Origin of the sequence: Pseudooceanicola spongiae, from assembly GCF_014899185.1 — a bacterium.
Taxonomy (GTDB): Bacteria; Pseudomonadota; Alphaproteobacteria; order Rhodobacterales; family Rhodobacteraceae; genus Pseudooceanicola; species Pseudooceanicola spongiae.
Window position 1 is genome coordinate 633,136 of record NZ_CP045201.1, and the last position, 15,557, is coordinate 648,692.

Here is a 15,557-nt window from a genome sequence, read left to right on the forward strand (position 1 = left end):
CCAGCCTCTGTGAGTATTTCCGTCAACAGCAAAGATTCGCTTTTTTGCCATAACAGCGTGTTGACCGAGACCAAAAAAATACCGCAAATTGTTGCTGCAGGCGGGGTGTCCACTAGATCTAGTGGCCCCAACGGCACAAAGGACAGAGACAAAAGATCACCCTCCGGACGACCCGGTGGTGACGGCCGCGCAATGCAGGCCAAGGCTCCTTTGTGCCCGGAAACCGGCGGCATTGGTGGGGGATGACCCGGACCCGCGGACGCAAAGCGCACGCGAGGCCCGGTGGAGCATTCAGGCGCAGCTATGACGATGAGGCACAGCATATGAAGATTGACCGGACGTTCACGACGCAGGGGCAGGATGCCTATGCGGGGATCACATTCGTCACCACCACCTCGGAAATCCGCAATCCCGATGGCACGGTGGTCTTCAAGCTGGCCGATCTGGAAGTGCCGAGCAGCTGGAGCCAGGTCGCGAGCGACGTCATCGCCCAGAAATATTTCCGCAAGGCCGGCGTGCCGAGCGAGACCAAGCGCGTGCGCGAAAAAGACGTGCCGGAGTTCCTCTGGCGCTCGGTGCCCGCGCATGACGGTGTGACCTACGGTGGCGAGACCTCCTCCAAGCAAGTGTTCGACCGGCTGGCCGGAGCCTGGACCTATTGGGGCTGGAAGGGGGGCTATTTCACCTCCGAAGCCGATGCGCAGGCCTATTTCGACGAGATGCGCTTTATGCTGGCGACCCAGAAGGGCGCGCCGAACAGCCCACAGTGGTTCAACACAGGGCTGCATTGGGCCTATGGCATCGATGGTCCGGGGCAGGGTCACTACTATGTCGACTACAAGACCGGCAAGCTGACGAAATCCACCTCGGCCTATGAACATCCGCAGCCGCATGCCTGCTTCATCCAGTCGGTGAAGGATGATCTGGTGGGCGATGGCGGCATCATGGACCTGTGGGTGCGTGAGGCACGTCTGTTCAAGTATGGCTCAGGCACCGGCACCAACTTTTCCTCGCTTCGGGCGGCGAATGAGCAGCTGTCGGGCGGCGGTAAATCCTCTGGCCTGATGGGGTTCCTGAAGATCGGTGACCGGGCGGCGGGCGCGATCAAGTCGGGCGGCACCACGCGGCGGGCGGCCAAGATGGTCATCGTCGATGCCGATCACCCGGATGTGCAGGAATACATCAACTGGAAGGTGAAAGAGGAGCAGAAGGTTGCCTCGATCGTCGCCGGGTCAAAAATGCACGAGCAGAAGCTGAACGCGATCTTCAGCGCCATTCGCCTTTGGGATGGCAGCACCGAGGATGCGGTGGACCCGTCGAAAAACCCCGCTCTGAAGGATGCGATCCGCGACAGCAAGAAGACCGCGATCCCCGAGACCTACATCAAGCGCGTGCTGGATTATGCCAAGCAGGGATACACCAGCATCGAATTCCCGACCTACGACACCGATTGGGACAGCGAAGCCTATGCGAGCGTTTCGGGCCAGAACTCGAACAACTCGGTGCGGGTGACGGATGCATTTCTGAAGGCCGTTGAGGATGACGCGGATTGGGAGCTGATCCGGCGCACCGACGGCAAGGTTGCCAAGACCATCAAGGCGCGTGATCTGTGGGAAGACATCGGCCACGCGGCCTGGGCCTGCGCGGATCCGGGGATCCAGTACCACGACACCGTCAACGCCTGGCACACCTGCCCGGAAGATGGCGCGATCCGAGGTTCGAACCCGTGCTCGGAGTACATGTTCCTGGACGATACGGCGTGCAACCTGGCGTCGATGAACCTGCTGACCTTCCTCAAGGACGGCACGTTTCAGGTCGACGATTATATGCAGGCGACGCGTCTGTGGACGCTGACGCTGGAGATCAGCGTGACCATGGCGCAGTTCCCCTCCAAGGAAATCGCGCAATTGTCGTATGATTTCCGTACGTTGGGTCTGGGCTATGCGAACATCGGCGGTTTGCTGATGAACATGGGCTATTCCTATGACAGCGACGAGGGCCGTGCGCTCTGTGGTGCGCTGAGCGCGATCATGACCGGCGTCGCCTATGCGACCTCGGCTGAGGTGGCGGGCGAGCTGGGGGCGTTCTCAGGCTACGAACGCAACGCGAAACACATGCAGCGCGTCATGCGCAACCACCGCAATGCGGCCTATGGTGCGACGGACGGGTATGAGGGGTTGGCGATCAAGCCGGTGCCTCTGGACCTGACCAACTGCCCCGATCCGCGCCTGACCCAGCTTGCGATGACCGCCTGGGACGAGGCTGTGCGGCTGGGTGAGGTGCATGGCTTCCGCAATGCCCAGACCACGGTGATTGCCCCCACGGGCACCATCGGGCTGGTGATGGATTGCGACACCACGGGCATCGAGCCTGACTTTGCGCTGGTGAAATTCAAGAAGCTGGCGGGCGGCGGCTATTTCAAGATCATCAACCGCTCGGTCCCCGGCGCGCTGGCAAAGCTGGGCTATGCGCAGTCGCAGATACAGGAGATCATTGCCTATGCGGTCGGTCATGCCAGCCTGGGCAACTGCCCCGCGATCAACCACACCTCGCTGGTTGGTCATGGCTTCGGCCCGGTCGAACTGGCGAAGGTCGATGCGGCGCTGCAGGGTGCCTTCGACATCCGCTTCGTGTTCAACCAGTGGACGCTGGGCGAGGATTTCTGCAAGCAGACCCTCGGCATTCCTGAAGCCAAGCTGAACGACCCGAGCTTTGATCTGCTGCGCCATCTCGGCTTTACCAAGAAAGAGATCGAAGCGGCGAACGACCACGTTTGCGGCACGATGACGCTGGAGGGCGCGCCGTTCCTGAAGGACGCGCATCTGTCGATCTTCGATTGCGCCAACCCATGTGGGAAGACCGGCAAGCGCTACCTTTCGGTCAACAGCCACATCACCATGATGGCGGCGGCGCAGAGCTTTATCTCCGGTGCGATCTCCAAGACGATCAACATGCCGAACGACGCCACGATCGAGGACTGCAAGGCGGCCTATGCGCTGAGCTGGTCGTTGGGGATCAAGGCGAATGCGCTGTACCGCGACGGCTCCAAGCTGAGCCAGCCGCTGGCGGCGGCGCTGGTGGCTGAGGACGACGAGGCGGCGGAGGTGCTGGAGAGCGGCACACCGCAACAAAAGGCCGCCGTGCTGGCAGAGAAGATCATCGAGAAGGTGATCTACCGCGATGTCGCACGCGGCCGCGAGAAGATGCCGGAACGACGCAAGGGCTACACCCAGAAAGCCATCGTGGGCGGCCATAAGGTTTACCTTCGCACCGGTGAATACGGTGACGGCACGCTAGGCGAGATCTTCATCGACATGCACAAGGAGGGCGCGGGCTTTCGCGCCATGATGAACAACTTCGCCATCGCGGTCTCGGTCGGTCTGCAATACGGCGTGCCGCTGGAGGAATTCGTCGACGCCTTCACCTTCACCAAGTTTGAACCCGCCGGCATGGTGCAGGGTAACGACAGCATCAAGAACGCGACCTCGATCCTCGACTACATCTTCCGCGAGCTGGCGGTCAGCTATCTCGACCGCACCGACCTCGCCCATGTCAAACCGCAGGGCGCGAGCTTTGACGACCTTGGCAAGGGCGTTGAGGAAGGTGTCCACAATGTGCGCGAGATGAGCGAAGCTGCGGCCAGCAAGTCATTGCAAGTGCTGAAACAAATCAGCTCGACCGGGTATCTGCGCAAGCGGCTGCCGCAGGAGTTGATGGTGCTGAACGGTGGCGGTCTGGGCGATGTGGTCACGCTGTCGCCACGCGCGGCGCAGGTGGCGGCGACGGTCACCGCGACGGCGACCTCGACCACGGCGATCAGCGGTGGCGCGACCGGCATGGACGCCCGCGTCAAGGCCAAGATGCAGGGCTACGAGGGCGAGGCCTGCGGCGAGTGCGGCAACTACACGCTGGTGCGCAACGGCACCTGCATGAAGTGCAACACCTGCGGCGGCACCTCGGGCTGTAGCTGAGTTCTGGAATACGCGGGGCTGGCGCCGGATGCGCCGGTCCCGACATCAATGACCGTCCCGCGGCGCAAGGCGTCGCGCAGGGCAGAAGGGAACGCTCAATGGAGCTGATCGTCGGAAACACACGCCTGAGCCCGGTTGACATGCAACTGACAGAAGAGGGTGTCGTGGCAGAGGTGTCGGGGGCCGAGCTGGCCTCGGTGCTGAATGCGACCCATGGCGGCCGCATCTCGGTCGAATTGTTCGGCGAGGGGATGCCCGCGCGGCCCATGTCGGTGGCCGAGATCCGGATGCATGGCGCGTCGAGCACGGTGACGCTGCATTACGCGGGCGAGGCTGTGGTTCTCAACTGAACCTGAGTTCATAGAGTAACGGGCGCCCCGCGAAGGGCGCCCGTTTGCGTTCAGACAGACTGCATCTGGCGGGTCGCATTGGCCCAGTCCGGATCGTCGACCGCCTGCGCCAGAACGGCCGCCACGTCACCACGGGCGGCTTCGCCCTCGGGGTCGATGTCGTCACCGAAGCGGATATTGCGGTGGCCGTCGTCGTCGGTCAGCGCGATCGGGCGCAGGATGGCATAGCTCAGCCCGGAGGACTTGAGGTGGGCATCCGCGTCATGCTTGGCCTGCAGATAGTGGCCGAGCTTGCTGTCTGGATCGGGGTTTTCAGCGCCGTAGGAGCTGAGCATCACGAACCGCTTTGCACCCGCCTTGGCCGCCAGATCGACGAGGCGCTTTGCGCCATCGCGGTCGACCTTGTCGGTCATTTCGGGGCCGGTGCTGCCGCCTGAACCGGCGGCGAAGATCACGGCCTCGCAGCCCTCGCAGACGCCGTCCTGCAGGTCGGTCAGATCGCCGTGGCGCAGGGTCACGTCAGCAGGCAGGGCGCTGGTGTCGGAGCTGTCGCGCACCAGAGCGATGGGGGTATGGCCGTTGGATTTCAGCGCGTCGATCACGCGCAGGCCGGTTTTGCCGGTGGCACCGGCGACGAGGATGTTCATGACAAACTCCTGTTTTATATCTGGAATGAGGTGTGGGGCCGCGCGTGGCGCGACCCCTGTCCGTTACAGCAGCGTCAGCAGTTTGCGCGCAGCTTCTTCGGAGGAGGCAGGGTTCTGGCCGGTGACAAGCTTGCCATCCATGACCACGAAGGAGGCCCAGTCGGGACCTTTCTGGTAGTCGCCGCCATTTTCTTTCAGCATGTCTTCGACGAGGAAGGGCACCACCTTGGTGAGGCCGACGCCCTCTTCTTCGGTGTTGGTGAAGCCGGTCACGGTCTTGCCGGAGACGAGCGGCTTGCCGTCCGCGCCCTTGGTGTGGCGGAAGATGGCCGGGGCGTGGCAGACCGCACCGATGGGCATGTCCTGCGCGGCGAAGGTTTCGATCAGGGCGATGCTGTCGGAATCCTCGGCAAGGTCCCAGAGCGGGCCGTGGCCACCGGGGTAGAAGATCGCGTCATAGTCGGTTGCGGTCACATTGGTCAGCACCTGGGTATTGGCCAGGGCCGTCTGTGCGCCTTTGTCGGCTTTGAAGCGCTTGGTGGCTTCGGTCTGGGCATCCTCGGCGTCGCTGGAGGGATCGAGCGGCGGCTGACCACCTTTGGGCGAGGCGAGGGTGATGGCCGCGCCCGCGTCCTTGAAGACGTAATAGGGGGCCGCGAATTCCTCAAGCCAGAAGCCGGTCTTGTTGCCGGTGTCGCCAAGCTGGTCGTGGGAGGTGAGAATCATCAGAATTTTCATTGGGCTGTTGCCTCTGTCTTTATGGGTATTTCCGTCGCGGGACCTCTCGGCACAGGGGCAAAGGGCCGCGACCTTGCACTGCCCAACACGGGGCAGAGCGGGTTGTTCCACCGGCATCATCACGTCCGTGCGACCAGAGCCGGGTGCCGTGGCGGCAGGGGCGGCGCAACATCCGGTAGATCCCGCGCCATGGGCGGCTGAGCGGCGCATGCGGTGGCGCTGCATCGGGGCCCGCTGGCGGCGCTCTGGCAGAGCGGTACGCAGGGCGATAACATTCTCTTTATGGTTGTTAAGACTCGGTTCTTCATTTTAAACTATAGCCTTAAAGCCCGTACAGACTGGCCGCCGCATGTTCAGAGTTCTTCTTCTTGTCACGAGTGTTGTCAGTTGCCTTGCCGGTGTCAGCGCCGCTATTGCGCAGGATCTGAAGGTGACGGTGCCCTGGGCGCCCTTTGCCGGGCGCTATGAGCTTGCCCCCGATGGGACGCTCAGCGGCTATTACGCCGATCTGACGCGGCTGATTGCGGAGGAGGCGGGGCTGGAGGTCAGTTACCGCGAATATCCGCGTGTCTATGACGCCATGCGCTCGCTGGCTCTGGGCGAGACGGATATGCGGGCGGGGGTGGCGGCGCTGCCGGTGCTGGGCGAGAGCCTGCTGTCGGACCCGATCGCGGAGGCCGGGGTTTATCTGTTCGTGCGCGACGATCCCGATGTCACGCTGTCGGTGGATCAACTGGACGGGCAGAGCATCGGCGTCGTCAGTTCGGTGGCGCAGACACCGCGTGTGGTTGCCGAAAGCGGCGCCGAGGTGCGGGTCTTCGAGGATGCCTATGGCGCGTTCGGGGCGCTGGTGACGGGGCGGCTGGACGGGGTGGTGACCTCGCTCAAGCAGGCGACGGATCTGCTGCGCCGGACACGGCTGGACTACCGGGTGCAGATCTCCGGTGCGGCGCTGGAGCAGCCACAGATCTATGTCGCGGTGGCCCCGGGTCGCGCTGATCTGCTGCCCCCGATCAATGCGGCCATCGCGCGGCTTAAGGCCTCGGGCGCGTTGGACCGGCTGCTGGCGCGGTGGAATGTGATTCGCCCGGCGACGGTGCCCGATGTGCTGCGCGTCGGGGTGTCGCAGTTTCCGCCTTATCAGATTATCACCGAAACCGGGGAATTCACCGGCTATGGCGTCGAGGCGCTGCGCGATCTGGCGCGGCTGACCGGGCTGACGCTGGAGTTCCTGCCCCTCACCACCGAGGAATGGGCGGTTGGCCCGGCGCAGGACACCTATGACATGCTGCCGCCGCTGAGCATCACCGACGAAAAGCGGGTGATCATGGATTTCACCATCCCGATCCAGCAGTCGCCCTATTCCATCTTCATGCGTCAGGGCGAGGCCGCAGCGACAGGGGTCACGGGGCTGGAGGATCTGGTGGGCAAACGGGTCGGTGTGTCGGTCAACAACTGGGCGCTGCAGGTGGCGCAGCGTCAGGACGGGCTGGACCTGGTGATCTACGACACGCCCGAGGCCATGCTCTCCAGCCTGCTGGAGGGCGAGGTGACGGCGGTGCTCTACGCCACGCAGACCATGCAGCGTCTGGCCGAGGCCGAGGATGTGAGCGCAAAGATCGAGGCGGTGCAGCCGCCCTTTACGCAGTCTGAACGTGCCATTGCCCTGCGCCCCGGTCTTGCCACGATCCGCGAAAACCTCAATGCGGTGATCCCGGGGTATCTGTCCTCGGAAGCCTATCAGAACCTGCACAATCGCTGGCTGTCGCCGCCAAGCTTCTGGACGTCGCAGCGTGTCCGGCTGGCGCAGCTGGCGGGGGTCGCGTTGCTGGCGCTGATCGCCCTTGCCTTCGTCGTGCTGATCCTGCGGGGGCGTGCGGTCGCGCTGGATCATGCCCGGCGGATGGAGAGCGTCTCCAACCGCTACGGGGCGATCCTCAACACCGCGCGCAGTGGCATTCTGGCGCTGAACCGGGACGGGCGGATCGACACCGCCAACCCCGGCGCAGTGCGTATGCTGCGGCTGAGCGATCAGAACTGGCCAGCGCCCTGGCCCGCGGCGATCCGGTTTCTCGATCCCTACGACCTTTCGCCGCTGGAGGCCTCCAGCGATCCGGTGCGCCGGGCGCTGTCGGGGGCGGTGCTGAAGGGCGAAAAGGCCGTGCTGACCACCTCGGACGAGGCGGAGCCGATCCATGTGCATGTCTCGTCCTCGCCGGTCAATGACCCCTCGCAGCCCGAATTGTCGTCAGTTCTTGTGCTGGAGGACATCACCGAGCAGGAAACCGTGCGGCGTCTGGCAGAGCGGTCCAGCCGGCTGGATGCTCTGGGTCAGCTGACCGGGGGGGTGGCGCATGATTTCAACAACATCCTCGGCACCATCGAATATGCGACCGAACTCGCGATGCAGAAGACCGATGACGAGGGGCGTAAATATCTGCGCACCAGCCTCGGGTCGGTGCGGCGCGGGGCTGAGCTGACATCGCGCCTGCTGGCCTTTGCCAAGAAGCAACCGGGCAAGCGACGCTCGGTCGCGCTGATGTCCGTGTTCGGCGATCTGCGCCAGCTGGTCGAGCCGGTGCTTGAACGGTCGGTGGGCTTGCGGTTTGCGACGTTGTCGCCGGGGCTGCAGGTGTGCTGCGACCCCAGCCAGCTGGAGAACGCTCTGCTGAACCTGTGCCTGAACAGCCGCGACGCGATCGTCCAGTCGGGCAGAAGCGGCCAGATCTCGGTCAGTGTGGCGATCACGGACGAGCTGGGCATCAACGGGCGCCCTCTGGTGGCGGTCTCCGTGGTGGACGACGGGCCGGGCATGCCGCCGGAGGTGCGCGAACGCGCGACGGACCCGTTCTTTACCACCAAATCCGCCAACAAGGGCACCGGCTTGGGTCTGGCGATGGTCTATGGCTTTGCGGATCAGTCCGACGGGCGGATGGAGGTGGTGAGCGCCGTGGGCGAGGGCTGCCGCGTCACGCTCTATCTGCCGATGGGCGAGACCTCGGAAGCGGTGCCCGCGCAAGCCAATGAAACGCAGGTGCGCAACGGTGAGGGAGAGACGATCCTGATCGTCGAGGATCAGCCGGATCTGCTGGACATGCTGTCGGAGGTGCTGCGCGCGCTCGGCTATCAAGTGGTTTCGGCGCCCTCTGGCCGCGAGGCGGTGGTGCTGCTGGAGCAGGGCATCCGCTTTGATCTGCTGCTGACCGATATCGTGATGCCGGGGGGCGTCGGTGGCTATCAGCTGGCCGAACACATGCGCGGCCTCGGGATCACGCAGCCGATCGTTTATATGTCGGGGTATTCGGGGATCGGCAAGGACAGCTATCACTCGGTTCCCGGAGAGGTGCTGGCGAAACCCTGTTCGCCGTCCGAGCTGTCGGAGGTGCTGAGGCGCGCGCTTGGTTAGGCGCGCGCCTCAGGGTGTCATTTCTCTGGCATCAATCCGCGTGGGCTGAAGCGTAGCACCACCAGCAGGATGATCCCCATCACCAGCATGCGCATATGCGCGGCCGAGTTCAGCAGGTGGTCCTTGAGCGGGCCATCGGCGAAGGGCGAGGCCGCCCAGCCCATGATGTCCGGGCCCCAGTCGCCGGCCTTGACCCAGAGATACCAGACCAGAATACCGCCGAGGACCGAGCCCCAGTTGCTGCCTGACCCGCCGACGATCACCATGACGAGGATCAGGAAGGTATAGCGCAGCGGGTTGTAGCTGGCCGGGGTCATCTGCCCGTCGAGCGAGATCATCATCGCCCCCGCCAGACCGATCACCGCCGAGCCGAGCACAAAGATCTGCAGGTGGCGGCGGGTCACGTTCTTGCCCATGGCGGCGGCCGAAACCTCGTTATCGCGGATCGCGCGCATCATCCGGCCCCAAGGGGATTTCAGCGCCAGCTCGGTGCCCCAGATCAGCAGCAGGATCACCACGACGAAGAGGGCGAGGAAGGCCAGCTTCACCGTCAGCGTCGACGCGAGCGTCGGATCCATGCCCCAGCTCTGCGCCTTTGCGACGAAGCTAGCGGAGTTCTGCAGGTCGATCTCATACGGGACAGGCCAGGGGCGCGGGATGCCATTGACGTTGAGGACGCCGCGATCAAGCCACTGTTCGTTCTTCAGCACGGCGACGATGATTTCGGCAATCCCGAGCGTCGCAATGGCGAGGTAGTCCGAGCGCAGCCCAAGGGCAGTCTTGCCGACCAGCCAGGCAGCACCCGCGGCCAGCAGAGCGCCCACCGGCCAGGAGATCAGCGTCGGCCAGCCAAGCCCACCGAGGTTGCCCGCAGCGGAGGGGTTGATCGCCTCGACAGCCGTGACCGCCGGATCGAACACCCAGCGGAAGGCGAAGAAACCGACGATCAGGATCAGCGCCACCAGCAGACCGCGCAGCTTGCCCGACGTGCGCCGGTAGGCCTGAACGGCCAGCAGCACGGCGATCACCGCCACGGCGAAGGCGGTGATCAGCCCGGGCCCGCCCGCGCGAAACGCCCCCGGTGTCGGCGCGGTCGAGATCAGCACGGGCGCGAGGCCGCCGAGCGCGAGGAACCCCATGGCGCCGGCGTTGAACAGCCCGGCATAGCCCCACTGCATGTTGACGCCGAGCGCCATGATCGCCGACAGCAACCCCATGTTGAGGATGCCGAGGGTCGAATTCCAGCCCGAGGTCAGCCCCTCGATCACCAGCAGGGCGGCGAGGATGGCAAAGCAGATGGGGCCGCGCAGGGTGCTGCTCTGCCCCGGTTGATGGGTTCCGCTCATACGATTTTCCCCTTCAGAAGGCCCGTCGGCTTGAAGATCAGCACGAGGATCAGGATCGTGAAACTGACGGCGAATTTATAATCGGTGGAGAGCAGCTGGACGAGGCCGTCCGGCTCCCAGTGCGGGATCAGGTAGGTGGCGACCTTCTTCCAGGCGTAGGTCAGGCCCACCTCGGAGAAGGAAATCACAAACCCACCGAGGATCGCGCCCACCGGGCTGCCGATGCCGCCGACGATGGCAGCGGCAAAGATCGGCAGCAGCAGCTGGAAGTAGGTGAAGGCCTTGAAGGACTTGTCCAGCCCATAGAGCGTGCCCGCGATGGTCGCCAGCGCCCCGGTGATGATCCAGGTGACGGTGACGACGCGGTCGGGGTTGATGCCCGAGAGCAGGGCCAGATCCTCGTTATCAGAGAAGGCGCGCATCGATTTGCCGGTGCGGGTGCGGTTGAGGAACCAGAACAGCGCCACCATCACCAGCAGGGCGGTGACGATGGTGATGACCTGGGTCGAACGCAGGGTCAGCGGTTCGCTGAGGCCGGTCATGTCGCGCCACTGGCGGGCGCTGATGACGAAGCGTTCGCCGTCGTCAAAGGTGATCTGGTCGACGCCGATCAGAAAGCGGGTGAGGGCGTTCATCACGAACATCACCCCGACCGAGACCATGACGAGGATCACCGGCGCGGCGCGCACCTTTCGATAGAACTTGTAGACGACGCGGTCGGTCCCCAGAAGCAGCGCCGCCGTGACGATGATGCCGAAGGGCAGCGCCAGCAGGGCGGTCGGCAGCGGGCCGAGGCTGATGCCCCAGCTCTGGAACAGCCACGTGAACAGGATCACGATGCCGGTGCCAAACGCCATGGTGTCGCCATGGGCGAAGTTGGAAAACCGCAGGATCGAATAGACCAGCGTGACCCCGAGCGCGCCGAGCGCAAGCTGCGCGCCATAGGCGGTGGCGGGGATGAGGACGTAGTTGGTGAGTGCGACGAGCGCGTTGATGACATCCATCTCTCAACCCCCCAGAAAGGTGCGGCGGACCTCCGGATTGGCCAGAAGGGCCTCTCCGGTGTCGGTGTAGCGGTTTTCGCCCTGGGCGAGTACATAGCCTTTGTCCGCGATCTCAAGCGCTTGCCGGGCGTTTTGTTCGACCATCAGGATCGAGATGCCAGAGCGGGCGACCTCGATGATGCGATCAAACAGCTCGTCCATGACGATGGGGCTCACGCCTGCGGTGGGTTCGTCCAACATCAGAAGCTTGGGTTGCGTCATCAGCGCGCGCCCGACGGCGACCTGCTGGCGTTGCCCGCCCGACAGCTCGCCCGCGTTCTGGCGGCGCTTGTCCTTGAGGATCGGGAACAGATCGAAGACCTGCGCCATGGTGGCGCGGTAATCGTCGTTGCGGATGAAGGCGCCCATCTCGAGGTTTTCCTCGACCGACATGGTCGGGAAGACGTTGTTGACCTGCGGCACGAAGCCCATGCCCATCTTGACGCGATCCTGCGGCGACAGGGCGGTGATGTCCTGACCGTCCAGTGTGACCGAGCCTTCGCGCAGCGGCAGCATCCCGAAGACGGCCTTCATCGCGGTGGATTTACCAGCACCATTGGGGCCGACGATCACGGCAATTTCGCCCTTTTCGACGGTCAACGTGCAGCCGTGCAGAATGTCGGCCTTGCCGTAGCCGCCGGTCATGTTGGCGGCATTGAGATAGCTCATTGCGCGCCCTCTTTGGTTTTGTTCTTGAGGCCGGTGCCGAGGTAAGCCTCGATCACCGCTTCGTTTTCCATGATATGCGCGGCGGAGCCTTCGGCCAGCACGCGACCCTCGGCCATGACGATGACCGGGTCACACAGGCGGCCGATGAAATCCATGTCATGCTCGATGACGCAGAAGGTATAGCCGCGCTCCTTGTTGAGCCGCACGATGGCGTCGCCGATGGTGTTGAGCAGGGTGCGGTTCACGCCCGCGCCTACCTCGTCCAGAAAGACGATCTTGGCCTCGACCATCATGGTGCGACCGAGTTCCAGCAGCTTCTTCTGACCGCCGGAGAGGTTGCCTGCCTTCTCGTCGCGCAGGTGCGAGATGGTGAGGAAGTCGAGCACCTCATCGGCCTGTTTCAGCAGGGCGGCTTCGTCGTCGCGGATGCGTTTGCGCCCGATCAGCGTGTTCAGCAGCGTCTCGCCCGACTGGTGCGCGGGCACCATCATCAGGTTTTCGCGCACGGTGAGCGAGGGGAATTCATGCGCCACCTGAAAGGTGCGCAGCAGGCCCTTGTGAAACAGCTCATGCGGTTTCAGCCCGGTGATGTCTTCGCCGTCCATCGTCACGCGGCCAGAGGTTGGTTGATGAACCCCGGCGATAACGTTGAAAAGCGTGGATTTTCCGGCCCCGTTCGGGCCGATCAGACCGGTGATCGAGCCATCGGCGATCTCAAGACTTGCCCCATCGACGGCCCGGAACCCGCCGAAGGATTTCACTAGATTATCGACCCGGATCATGGGGCCCCCCGACTTTATGCGTTACACGAAGATCGCGCCGCAAAGTTCTGTTATAAATCGAAAATAGCCCGGACTGAATCCGGGCTATTTTCAGGTTGAGTAGAGATCAGCGGTATTTGACCGTGGTGATCTTGTCGTCCTTGATCTCGATCTCGCGGAAGGTGCCTGCGGCTTCGCCGTTGCCGATCAGGTTGATCGCGGTGGCGCCTTCATAGTCGATGGCGGTACCGGCTTCGATCAGCTCAAGGCCCTTGGCCAGCTCACCGGGATAGATCTTTTCGCCGGGACCGTTGGCGATTTCCATGATCTTGTCCTTGTAGACCGATGGGTCGGTGGACTCGGCGGCCTGCATCGCCAGCAGCATCAGCGCCGCGCCATCATAGGCACCGCCGGAATAGGCGGAGGAGCCGTCATAGCCTGCAGCCTCGGCCATCGAGAGGTAGGTCTGCATGCCCTGACCTTCGGAGTCGGGCAGCTGGCCGAAGGAGCCGTTGATCTCGGAGCCGAAGTTGTCCTCCAGCGTCTGGCTGACCATGCCGTCGGGGAAGACGAAGGTCTCGAACGCGCCGGAATCCAGCGCGCCGCGCAGCACGCCCGAGCCGCCCTGATCGACATACCCAGCCACGACCAGCGCATCGCCACCGGCGGAGGCGAGAGAGCCGACTTCGGCGGAATAGTCGCCTTTGCCGTCTTCATGAGCGGTCGAGATGGTGACGGTGCCGCCAGCTGCCTTGAACGCGGTTTCAAAGCTGTCGGCCAGACCCTTGCCGTAATCGTTGTTGGTATAGGTCACGGCGACGGATTTGAGGCCCTTTTCCATGAGCTCGTCGGACATGACTTCGCCCTGACGCGCGTCGGAAGGCGCGGTGCGGAAGAACAGGCCGTCGTCGTCCATCGTCGACAGAGCAGGCGAGGTGGCGGAGGGCGAGATCATCACGATGCCGTTGGGCATGGCGACGTTCTGCAGCGCGGCGGTGGTCGCACCAGAGCACATGGCGCCCAGGATGCCTTTTACGCCATCGGTGGTGACGAGGGTCTCAGCCGCAGCGGTGGCCGCTGCCGCGTCGACGCAGGTGGAATCACCGCGCACCGGGGTCACGGTATCGCCACCCAGCAGCTTGCCGGAGTCAGAGACCTCTTTCATCGCCATTTCGGCGCCTTGCGCCATGGCGGGGGCGAGCGATTCAAGCGGACCGGTAAAACCCAGCAGGACACCCATCTTGATGTCTTCTGCGTAAGACGCGCTTGCGCACAGGCTAATGGCCGCGGAGGCCAGAAGAAGCTTTTTCAATTCGTTACTCCCATGTTGGAACTTGCGTTCTGGGAAGAGATTAATTTGTGGTCAATGAAAAGGAAAGCACTGTGTTAGCGGCTAACAAAGTGTTTCTTATAGTAAAGTTTGCAAGGTTTTCGGCGACGTAGGGGAAAGGAAAAGCCCCGCCACGTATGGCAGGGCTGATCGGGCTTTTTGTGGCGAGTGCCGGGCTATTCCGCTGCGATGGCAATATCCTTGCGGCAGGCCATCAGCGGCTGGATGTGCTGGCCGAAGGCGTCGATGCCTTCGACGAAATCGTCAAAGGTCATCATGATGCCTTTCACGCCCGGCACGGCGGCGGCTTCGTCCAGCATCCGGGCGACGGTGGCGTAGGAACCGACGATCGTGCCCATGTTGAAGTTGACCGCGCCTTCGGGAAGGTTGATCGCCTTGGCGGTCGATTCCTCGCCTGCGGTGGCGTCGGCGGCGCCTTGCACGCCCATGTAGGAGAGCGCCTCCATATCCGCGCCTTCGCGGTAGCTGTCCCATTTGGCGCGCGCGGCCTCGTCCGTTTCATCGGCGATGATCATGAACAGCACATAGGCGCCAACATCACGACCGGTCTCGGCAGCCGCCTCGCTGAGGCGCGCGGCGGTGGTGGCGAAAGCGGTGGGGGTGTTGATGCCGGAGCCGAGCACGAAGGAATAGTCGGCGTAGTTCGACGAAAACGCCATGCCTGTGCCGGACTGGCCCGCCGCCACGATCTCGATCGGGCTGGAGGGTTTCGGCGAGAGCTTGCAGTCTTCCATGGTGAAGTGCTTGCCCTTGAAATCCGATGTGCCCTCGGACCACAGATCCTTCATCACCTGGACATATTCGCTGGCATATTCATAGCGATAGCCGAAGTAGTCGTCGCCGGGCCAGACGCCCATCTGGGTGTATTCATTGGGTGCCCAGCCGGTCACGATATTGATGCCGAAGCGGCCCGGTGCAACGCTGTCGATGGTCGAGGCCATGCGCGCAACGATGGCAGGGGGCAGGGTCAGGATTGCGGTCGAGGCGAAGAGCTTGATCTTGCTTGTGACGGCGGCGAGGGCCGACATCAGGGTAAAGCTCTCAAGGTTGTGGTCCCAGAATTCCGTCTCGCCACCAAAGCCGCGCAGCTTGACCATTGAGAGCGCGAAATCCAGCCCGTAGCCTTCGGCCTTTTGAACGATCACCCGGTTGAGGTCAAAAGACGGCATATATTGCGGCGACGATTTGGAAATCAGCCAGCCATTGTTCCCGATTGGAATGAAGACACCCATGTCCATGTCGAATCTCCCCTTATGTGCAGATGTTGATGGCGTG

The 15,557-nt window shown here is 63.4% G+C and carries 11 protein-coding genes; 3 read left to right on the forward strand and 8 right to left on the reverse strand.

Annotated elements, in window-relative coordinates; all coding sequences use genetic code 11:
• Nucleotides 1–323 precede the first annotated feature (323 nt).
• On the forward strand, nucleotides 324–3,971 hold the full coding sequence (locus F3W81_RS03000; RefSeq protein WP_193082192.1) for a vitamin B12-dependent ribonucleotide reductase: 3,648 nt from the start codon (nucleotides 324–326) through the stop codon (nucleotides 3,969–3,971).
• Between the two features lie 98 nt (nucleotides 3,972–4,069).
• The gene (locus F3W81_RS03005; RefSeq protein WP_193082193.1) at nucleotides 4,070–4,321 is read left to right on the forward strand and encodes a hypothetical protein; all 252 of its coding nucleotides are present in this window, start codon (nucleotides 4,070–4,072) and stop codon (nucleotides 4,319–4,321) included.
• A gap of 50 nt (nucleotides 4,322–4,371) precedes the next feature.
• Here the strand turns inward: F3W81_RS03005 and F3W81_RS03010 are convergent, their stop codons facing one another.
• Entirely contained in the window at nucleotides 4,372–4,968 is a 597-nt protein-coding gene (locus F3W81_RS03010; RefSeq protein ID WP_193082194.1) for an SDR family oxidoreductase, read from the reverse strand.
• 63 nt (nucleotides 4,969–5,031) lie between these two features.
• Nucleotides 5,032–5,706, reverse strand: a complete 675-nt coding sequence (locus F3W81_RS03015; protein WP_193082195.1) for a type 1 glutamine amidotransferase domain-containing protein — start codon at nucleotides 5,704–5,706, stop codon at nucleotides 5,032–5,034.
• A gap of 349 nt (nucleotides 5,707–6,055) precedes the next feature.
• Between F3W81_RS03015 and F3W81_RS03020 the strand changes: the two genes are divergently transcribed.
• Nucleotides 6,056–9,112 carry a transporter substrate-binding domain-containing protein gene (locus tag F3W81_RS03020; protein ID WP_193082196.1) on the forward strand — a complete coding sequence of 1,019 codons (3,057 nt, stop codon included), beginning with the start codon at nucleotides 6,056–6,058 and terminating at the stop codon, nucleotides 9,110–9,112.
• Nucleotides 9,113–9,129: 17 nt separating this feature from the next.
• Here the strand turns inward: F3W81_RS03020 and F3W81_RS03025 are convergent, their stop codons facing one another.
• The 6 genes from F3W81_RS03025 to rutA all read right to left on the reverse strand — a co-directional run bounded on the left by F3W81_RS03025 (nucleotide 9,130) and on the right by rutA (nucleotide 15,520).
• Nucleotides 9,130–10,458: a branched-chain amino acid ABC transporter permease gene (locus F3W81_RS03025; RefSeq protein ID WP_193082197.1), complete on the reverse strand. Its 1,329-nt coding sequence runs from the start codon at nucleotides 10,456–10,458 to the stop codon at nucleotides 9,130–9,132.
• Entirely contained in the window at nucleotides 10,455–11,462 is a 1,008-nt protein-coding gene (locus F3W81_RS03030; RefSeq protein ID WP_193082198.1) for a branched-chain amino acid ABC transporter permease, read from the reverse strand. Before F3W81_RS03030 ends, F3W81_RS03025 begins: the two co-directional genes overlap by 4 nt.
• A 3-nt stretch (nucleotides 11,463–11,465) precedes the next feature.
• A complete protein-coding gene (locus F3W81_RS03035) occupies nucleotides 11,466–12,170 on the reverse strand; it encodes an ABC transporter ATP-binding protein (RefSeq protein WP_193082199.1) in 705 nt (234 codons plus the stop codon).
• Entirely contained in the window at nucleotides 12,167–12,952 is a 786-nt protein-coding gene (locus F3W81_RS03040) for an ABC transporter ATP-binding protein (protein WP_193082200.1), read from the reverse strand. The genes F3W81_RS03035 and F3W81_RS03040 overlap by 4 nt, the downstream gene beginning before the upstream one ends.
• A 106-nt stretch (nucleotides 12,953–13,058) precedes the next feature.
• Nucleotides 13,059–14,243 (reverse strand): ABC transporter substrate-binding protein, encoded by a 1,185-nt coding sequence (locus F3W81_RS03045; protein ID WP_193082201.1) that lies wholly within the window; start codon nucleotides 14,241–14,243, stop codon nucleotides 13,059–13,061.
• A gap of 194 nt (nucleotides 14,244–14,437) precedes the next feature.
• Nucleotides 14,438–15,520 carry a pyrimidine utilization protein A gene (gene rutA / locus F3W81_RS03050; RefSeq protein WP_193082202.1) on the reverse strand — a complete coding sequence of 361 codons (1,083 nt, stop codon included), beginning with the start codon at nucleotides 15,518–15,520 and terminating at the stop codon, nucleotides 14,438–14,440.
• Between the last annotated feature and the right edge of the window lie 37 nt (nucleotides 15,521–15,557).

Coding starts and splice junctions, on each gene's coding strand:
- F3W81_RS03035 (WP_193082199.1), bottom strand. CDS start 12,170: ATGAGCTATCTCAATGCCGCCAACATGACCGGCGGCTACGGCAAGGCC.
- F3W81_RS03040 (WP_193082200.1), bottom strand. CDS start 12,952: ATGATCCGGGTCGATAATCTAGTGAAATCCTTCGGCGGGTTCCGGGCC.
- rutA (WP_193082202.1), bottom strand. CDS start 15,520: ATGGACATGGGTGTCTTCATTCCAATCGGGAACAATGGCTGGCTGATT.
- F3W81_RS03010 (WP_193082194.1), bottom strand. CDS start 4,968: ATGAACATCCTCGTCGCCGGTGCCACCGGCAAAACCGGCCTGCGCGTG.
- F3W81_RS03020 (WP_193082196.1), top strand. CDS start 6,056: ATGTTCAGAGTTCTTCTTCTTGTCACGAGTGTTGTCAGTTGCCTTGCC.
- F3W81_RS03025 (WP_193082197.1), bottom strand. CDS start 10,458: ATGAGCGGAACCCATCAACCGGGGCAGAGCAGCACCCTGCGCGGCCCC.
- F3W81_RS03015 (WP_193082195.1), bottom strand. CDS start 5,706: ATGAAAATTCTGATGATTCTCACCTCCCACGACCAGCTTGGCGACACC.
- F3W81_RS03005 (WP_193082193.1), top strand. CDS start 4,070: ATGGAGCTGATCGTCGGAAACACACGCCTGAGCCCGGTTGACATGCAA.
- F3W81_RS03000 (WP_193082192.1), top strand. CDS start 324: ATGAAGATTGACCGGACGTTCACGACGCAGGGGCAGGATGCCTATGCG.
- F3W81_RS03030 (WP_193082198.1), bottom strand. CDS start 11,462: ATGGATGTCATCAACGCGCTCGTCGCACTCACCAACTACGTCCTCATC.